This window comes from Fusicatenibacter sp. (assembly GCF_977045365.1).
The window spans coordinates 22652-29258 of the sequence record NZ_CDRRUH010000040.1 but is presented as its reverse complement, the minus strand read 5'-3'; the positions used below and the strand labels follow the sequence as shown (position 1 = coordinate 29258).

At 50.6% G+C, this 6607-nt stretch carries 7 protein-coding genes; 5 read left to right on the top strand and 2 right to left on the bottom strand.

Annotated elements, in window-relative coordinates:
- The 4 genes from ACY2VW_RS09660 to ACY2VW_RS09645 all read left to right on the top strand — a co-directional run.
- Positions 1-794: Ger(x)C family spore germination protein (locus ACY2VW_RS09660; RefSeq protein ID WP_461877931.1), on the top strand; the 794-nt coding region annotated here is incomplete at its 5' end.
- A 96-nt stretch (positions 795-890) separates the two neighbouring features.
- Positions 891-1637 (top strand): stage II sporulation protein R, encoded by a 747-nt coding sequence (gene spoIIR, locus ACY2VW_RS09655; protein ID WP_461877930.1) that lies wholly within the window; start codon positions 891-893, stop codon positions 1635-1637.
- Positions 1638-1834: 197 nt separating this feature from the next.
- Positions 1835-2659 (top strand): glutamate racemase, encoded by an 825-nt coding sequence (gene murI / locus ACY2VW_RS09650; RefSeq protein WP_461877929.1) that lies wholly within the window; start codon positions 1835-1837, stop codon positions 2657-2659.
- A 39-nt stretch (positions 2660-2698) separates the two neighbouring features.
- Complete coding sequence (locus ACY2VW_RS09645; protein WP_022462143.1) at positions 2699-3151, top strand: YwiB family protein; 453 nt, start codon at positions 2699-2701, stop codon at positions 3149-3151.
- 148 nt (positions 3152-3299) lie between these two features.
- Here the strand turns inward: ACY2VW_RS09645 and ACY2VW_RS09640 are convergent, their stop codons facing one another.
- Positions 3300-3755 carry a hypothetical protein gene (locus ACY2VW_RS09640; protein ID WP_461874796.1) on the bottom strand — a complete coding sequence of 152 codons (456 nt, stop codon included), beginning with the start codon at positions 3753-3755 and terminating at the stop codon, positions 3300-3302.
- Between the two features lie 244 nt (positions 3756-3999).
- On the opposite strand from ACY2VW_RS09640, the gene tig reads away from it, so the two are divergent.
- Positions 4000-5235: a trigger factor gene (tig, locus tag ACY2VW_RS09635; RefSeq protein ID WP_461877928.1), complete on the top strand. Its 1236-nt coding sequence runs from the start codon at positions 4000-4002 to the stop codon at positions 5233-5235.
- Between the two features lie 100 nt (positions 5236-5335).
- On the opposite strand, the gene fucO is transcribed toward tig, so the two are convergent.
- Positions 5336-6484 carry a lactaldehyde reductase gene (fucO, locus tag ACY2VW_RS09630; RefSeq protein ID WP_461874794.1) on the bottom strand — a complete coding sequence of 383 codons (1149 nt, stop codon included), beginning with the start codon at positions 6482-6484 and terminating at the stop codon, positions 5336-5338.
- Positions 6485-6607: the final 123 nt, after the last annotated feature.

Here is a 6607-nt window from a genome sequence, read left to right as displayed (position 1 = left end):
CGGTGCTTCTGGTGTGGCTGCTGTCGTGCGCGGAACGCGGATGGTCGGTCCGGTACGGTTACTTTCCGTTTTTCCTTGCCATCACGGTGCTGCCCGGCTTCTGTCAGAAGCATATGAAAAAACTGCGACTTGTGTGTCTGGCGCTGGGCAGTATGATTTTCCTGTCATCCTGCGGGGCAGTAGAGCCGGAAAAGCGGCTGTATCCACTGGCGGTTGCCTTTGATTATGTGTCGGAAGAGGCTGCTGCGCCGGAAAACAGTGAAACTGGGGAAGAAACCGGAGAGATGGTCAGTGAGAGCGGCGGAGAAAAGGAGACGGCTGGCGGTAAATGGCGCGTCTGGTATGCGCCTGCGAATCTTGCGGTGGTGACCGGCCAGGGAAAGGATGAGCAGGAGGAGGGAACCGACGAGGATCCGGCATCGCTGTTCTTTGAGGCGGAGACCTTCGAGGAGATTGCGCAGCAGTATGACAGCACAGAGGAATACGATCTCGACACCGGGCATGTCCAGGCGATTGTATTTTCCGATGCACTGCTCGGCGACCGGAGCCGCATGGAGGAGCTGCTGAACTACCTGGAACAGGACCGCGCGCTCGGACACAGTGCCTGTCTGTTTCACGCAGAAAAACCAGAAGATATCATGGAGCAGAACGGAAAACAGGTGGAGTCCGTCGGTGAGTACCTGTGCGGAGTTTATGACAACCGGGTGAAAAGAAAAGAGGCGGTGACACTGGCGGACTTGTGCTATGCGTGGGAAAACGAAAGGAGCATTCCGTGGATTCCGAAAGCGCCGTAAAAGGTTTAAAGTGTATGGAATATCGGAGCGGGCAGTGAGTGCCTGTGTATAAAAGTTTTGAAATCCGGCAAAACTGGAAAAAACAGGAGGCAGCATATGAATGAGAAAAAAGCACAGAGCCGGAAACGGAATCAAAATCAGACACAGAAGAAATCCAGGGACGGGCAGGCGCAGCCCCGAAATACATTTGGGAACCAGCATAGAAGTCAATTCCAGGCGGCATTTCAAATTTTCTGCCGCCGCTGGCTCCCCATCTGCATTGCGGCGCTGATCCTTTCCGGAACCGCCAATCTTCTCCGCGAGTCCCGTCTGCAGCAGGAAGTCGCTGCAAAGATCGTGCGCTTTCATGTAAGAGCCAACAGCGACTGCGTCTCCGACCAGCAGATCAAGCTTCAGGTACGCGATGCCGTTGCCGAAGAACTGCAGACGATCCTGCACGGAGCCGAAACAAAAGCAGAAACCGAAGAAATCCTGCGTGAAAACGAGCCCTCCATCCGTGCCGCCGCCCTTCAGACGCTGCGCGCAGGAGGCAGTACTGACGATATCACCGTAACGTACGGAAAAGCCAGTTTTGAGGAAAAAGAAACGGGCAATTATATTCTCCCCGCCGGAACGTACGACGCTCTTCAGATCAACATTGGCAGAGCCAAAGGGCACAACTGGTGGTGCATGCTTTACCCGTCCATCTGCTTTTCGGATGCCCTGCGCCCCGTAAACGAGGACGGCGAAAGTGCAGAAAAAGTCGAAAAAAGCCGGATTCCGCTGCAGAATCTGCTGAGTGACGCCGCCTACCGCGAAATCCTGAAAAGTGACCGGATTTCGTTCCGGTTTTTCTGGCGTTAAGCGGATTTTTCGAAAGACTTTCAAGAGAAATGATTGCAATATTCCTCCATTCGGGTTAAAATAATGTATCAGCGACCTATTTTAACCAGGGTCGTGAAATGAAAAAAGAAATGTAAAAATTCAGATATATTAAATATGGAAATGAACCCCATTCGGCATGACAAAAAAGTAATGCCGGATGAAAAATGGAGGAAAGTATGAAAGCAGACAGACAGGCGCCGATCGGCGTCTTTGATTCCGGTGTCGGCGGACTGACCGTAGTGCGTGAGATTATGCGAAACCTGCCCGACGAACGAATCGTATATTTTGGAGATACCGCGCGTGTGCCGTACGGTTCCAAATCGAAAAACACTGTCATCCGTTATTCCCGCCAGATCGTACACTTTCTGGAAACCCAGCAGGTCAAGGCAATCGTCATCGCCTGCAATACCGCAAGTGCGCTGGCACTCGATACGATCGAAAAAGAGATTGATCTCCCGATCATCGGCGTGGTAAAACCGGGCGCACAGATGGCCGTCGAGACGACGCAGAACAAGCGCGTCGGCGTCATCGCAACCGAGAGCACCATTCAGAGCGGCCTCTACCAGCAGCTCATTACCGGGGCAGATCCGGCGATCACCGTTTACGGAAAACCGTGTCCGCTGTTCGTGCCGCTCGTGGAAGAGGGCTGGACAAAAGATCCGATCACCGAGGAAGTGGCACGCCGCTATCTGGCAGAGATTCTGGATAAAGACATCGACACGCTGATTATGGGATGCACCCACTATCCGCTGCTGCGTTCTCTGCTGCGGAAAGTAGTCGGAGAAAAAGTAACACTCGTCAACCCGGCATACGAAACCTCACAGGCACTGCGCAGACTGCTGCGGGAGCTGGATCTGGAGAATCCGGGAAACGATGAGCCGGGCCGTCAGAAATACCAGTTCTTCGCAAGCGACGGCGTGGAGCGGTTCAATGCCTTTGCACATTCCGTTCTGCCGGAGCAGATCAGCGATACGAAACAGGTACAGATTGAAAACTATTAAAAACGACATACAGAAAAGAGAGAGGAACACCAGAAAAGGATGGAAAAAGACGTACTCATCAGCATCCGCGGACTGCAGTATCTGATGGATGAGGAATCCGGCGAACAAGAACCGGTGGAGGTTATGACGACGGGTTCGTACTACAAGAAAAACGGCCATCACTTTCTGATCTACGACGAGGCAACCGAAGGCTTTGACATGATGACGCACAACATGATCAAATTTACGGAAAACGCCCTCGAGGTGCGCAAGCGCGGCCTCATTGATGTCCATATGATTTTTGAGGAGGATAAAAAGAATATTTCGTTTTATCACACGCCATATGGCATGATCAACATGGGAGTTGCGGCGACGAAGGTCAGAATGAAAGAGACGCCGGATCAGATTTTACTGAAGGCAGAATACGCGCTCGACATCAACGACAGCTACGTGGGGGACTGCGTAATCGATATCGAGGTAAGACCGCGGGAAGGCGGAAAACTGAATTTATAAAAAAATACCCGGGAAGAATGAAAATCATTCAACTCGGGTATTTTCGCGAGCAACGAGCCAAAGTCCGGGCTTGCACGAGACCTTGGCGACTGCCGCGAAAGCAAAAAGAAACACGCAAAGCGTGTTTCTTTTTGTTTCAGATGAAATTTTATTTCTCCTCGCCGCGTGCTTTGCGGAGCATTCTCTGCCAGAAGCCGTTTTTCTTTGCCGGCTGCTCTAACGAACCGCGGATGCCGCGTACGCCGGTGATGTAGATACCGCTTACGGTAGCTTTGACTTCTTTTTTCACCGGGATCTGATCGAAGATAGCAGCGTCGCAGATCAGGGTCATGATTCTCGGACCGACTTTTGCTTTGACGATCGGCAGTTTTGCACGACGCATCATTTTCGGTGTCTGGTCGATGACCATCTGTGGAAGTCCGGAATCTTTCATGCGAAGCTTTTTCTTATCTATGATCAACATGGTGACCGTCTGTTTCATGGCCTCCATTTGTTCCTGCTGTGCGGCCTGTTTTGTCTGTGCTTTTTTACCGAAGTAATACAGCAGACCAAGGATGACAGCGATGACAGCTAATACGATTAATACGATAATCCAGGGTTTCATCCCTCTATTCCTCCTCTGCAAAAAAATAATGCGGGCATCGGTACATACGATGCCAGTCTATGTTCATTCTAACATTGATTCCGGCAAAACGCAAACACATTTTAGCGCAATCCAGGCGATTTTACGGTCGAAAATCATAAGAATTTCTAAAATCGGAGCCCCAGCCTTTTTTTTACCGGACAAGTATGGTAAAATGAGATTTACAACGCGCCGGGAACGGCGTAGTATGGAGGAAAATTCAAGAATGAAAAGAAAAGCAGCAGTCATGCTTCTGCTCATGACACTGGGAGCAGCCAGTGTGAGCGGATGTGGAAAAAACAATACAACAAGCAGCAGTTCCGTATCAAGCGCAAGCAGCACAAGCGCTTCCTCAGCATCCGATGCGTCGAGCGCAGGCAGCACATCGTCCGACAGCACAGCTTCCGAGGACTACGTTTCCCCGAGCGATGTCGACGGCATTCCGGTTGTAGACGAGGACGCAGATCCGGCGGACTGTGTGACACTCGGCGATTATAAAAACCTGACGCTGGAGAAGAAAGTAGAGCAGGTAACGGATGATGATGTACAGAACGCTATTCTGTCAGAGACATCCGTGACCATGGAAGATCCGGATGCCACCGTACAGGAAGGAGATACCGCAGATATCGCTTACGTCGGAAAAATTGACGGCGAGGAGTTCGACGGCGGAAGCAGCGATTCCTATAATCTGGTGATCGGTTCCGGAACATTTATCAACGGATTCGAGGATGGCGTTGTCGGCATGAAAACCGGTGAGACGAAAGATCTGAACCTGAAATTCCCGGATAACTATCAGAGCACCGATCTGGCAGGAAAAGACGTTGTGTTTACTGTTACTGTAAATGCGTTCACCCGCCCGGCAGAAAATATCGACGGATGGGAACTTGACGATGAGTGGGTAGCGGCAAACACCGATTACAGCACCGTAGATGATTATTATGCCGGAAAACGTGCAGAGCTTGAGGCAGCCAACGAGACAACCGCAGAAAACAATCTGCAGGATGACGCGATGCAGCGGGTAGCAGACGGCTGTACGTTCACCAAAATCCCGAAACTGTACATCGCCCTCGGCGAGGAAGATTATGATAAACGGTATACCAACTATCTGCAGAACTATGGCATTTCCCTGGATGACTATCTGGAGCAGTACGCAGACCGGGCAACCTACAATCAGGAGAAAGCAACGTATGCCGGAACCATGGCAAAGAGCGCCCTTCTTCTGGATGCCGTAAAAGAGGCAGAAGGCTGGACAACCGACGATCAGGATTACCAGGAGATCTTAAACGATGAGGCAGCCAACGCCAACATGTCCCAGGAGGATTTCCTGAACGCGGCAAATGATTATTATGGTGAAGATACCGTCGTGCGCAACATCATGATGGAGCGTCTGATCAACACCGTTCTTGACAACGCAGCCGTCAATACGGTAACCGTAGATGCAGACGGAAACACCGTAGAATAACGTTTACGAAAAAAATCACCCCGGAATACGGAAAGAAAATTTTCCAGTATTCCGGGGTGTTTCTTTTTCAGGATTTTCTAAAGATATTTATTTCGAAATCTTATGCCATAATTTTGCGGAACAGATCTTTCAGATCTTCAACGCTTGCATCTTTCGGGTTGCCCGGTGCGCAGGCATCTGCGTGTGCGGACTCGGCAAGGAACTGCAGGTCTTCTTCTTTGACTGCTTCGAGAACAGATGGGATTCCAACGTCTGCGGACAGTTTCTTAACAGCGTCGATCGCTGCTTTTCTGTACTCTTCCTGAGACATTTCATCGACACCTGCAACGCCCATAGCGCGTGCGATTTCACGGTATTTCTCACCGGTGCACTCCTGGTTGTATTCCATAACGATCGGAAGCATCATTGCGCATGCAACACCGTGCGGGGTATCATAAACAGCGCCCAGGGTGTGTGCCATGGAGTGAGCGATTCCAAGACCTACGTTGGAGAAGCCCATACCTGCGATGTACTGGCCGAGAGCCATTCCCTCACGTCCCTCTTTGGTGTTTGCAACAGCGCCGCGCAGGGATTTGGAGATCAGCTCGATGGCTTTCAGATGGAACATATCGGTCATTTCCCATGCAGCTTTTGTGGTGTAGCCCTCGATAGCGTGGGTCAGAGCGTCCATACCGGTGGAAGCGGTCAGTCCTTTCGGCATGGAGGACATCATCTCAGGATCAACAACTGCGATGATCGGCATGTCGTGCGGGTCAACGCATACGAATTTACGTTTTCTCTCTACGTCGGTGATAACGTAGTTGATGGTAACCTCTGCAGCAGTACCTGCTGTGGTCGGAACAGCGATGATCGGTACGCAGGGATTCTTGGTCGGTGCAGTGCCCTCAAGGCTTCTGACATCCTCGAACTCCGGGTTTGCGATGATGATACCGATGGCTTTGGAAGTATCCATGGAAGAACCGCCGCCGATTGCGATCAGATAATCAGCGCCGGATGCTTTGAAAGCTTCTACGCCGTGTTTTACGTTTTCGATGGTCGGGTTTGGTTTGATGTCGCTGTAAAGCTCATAGTCCAGTCCGTTCTCGGTCAGGATATCGGTTACTTTGGAAGTAACGTTGAATTTTACCAGATCCGGGTCAGAGCATACGAATGCTTTTTTGAAGCCGTGTGCCTTTGCCTCGTTTGCTATTTCAGCGATAGCGCCTGCTCCGTGATAGGATGTAGCATTTAAGTTAATACGATTTGCCATGATGAAAAAACTCCCTTCTGAATAAATGGATCTGCTGGAATCAGCAGCCGTTCGTTTTGTTTGTGATTATATTAACAAAATCGGAGGGAAACAGAAAGTGACAGAAGAAGCAAAGTGTAACAC

Bases quoted from the DNA above. Each gene is read 5' to 3' on its own strand.
- spoIIR (WP_461877930.1), top strand. From the start codon at position 891: ATGAATGAGAAAAAAGCACAGAGCCGGAAACGGAATCAAAATCAGACA.
- murI (WP_461877929.1), top strand. From the start codon at position 1,835: ATGAAAGCAGACAGACAGGCGCCGATCGGCGTCTTTGATTCCGGTGTC.
- ACY2VW_RS09645 (WP_022462143.1), top strand. From the start codon at position 2,699: ATGGAAAAAGACGTACTCATCAGCATCCGCGGACTGCAGTATCTGATG.
- fucO (WP_461874794.1), bottom strand. From the start codon at position 6,484: ATGGCAAATCGTATTAACTTAAATGCTACATCCTATCACGGAGCAGGC.
- ACY2VW_RS09640 (WP_461874796.1), bottom strand. From the start codon at position 3,755: ATGAAACCCTGGATTATCGTATTAATCGTATTAGCTGTCATCGCTGTC.
- tig (WP_461877928.1), top strand. From the start codon at position 4,000: ATGAAAAGAAAAGCAGCAGTCATGCTTCTGCTCATGACACTGGGAGCA.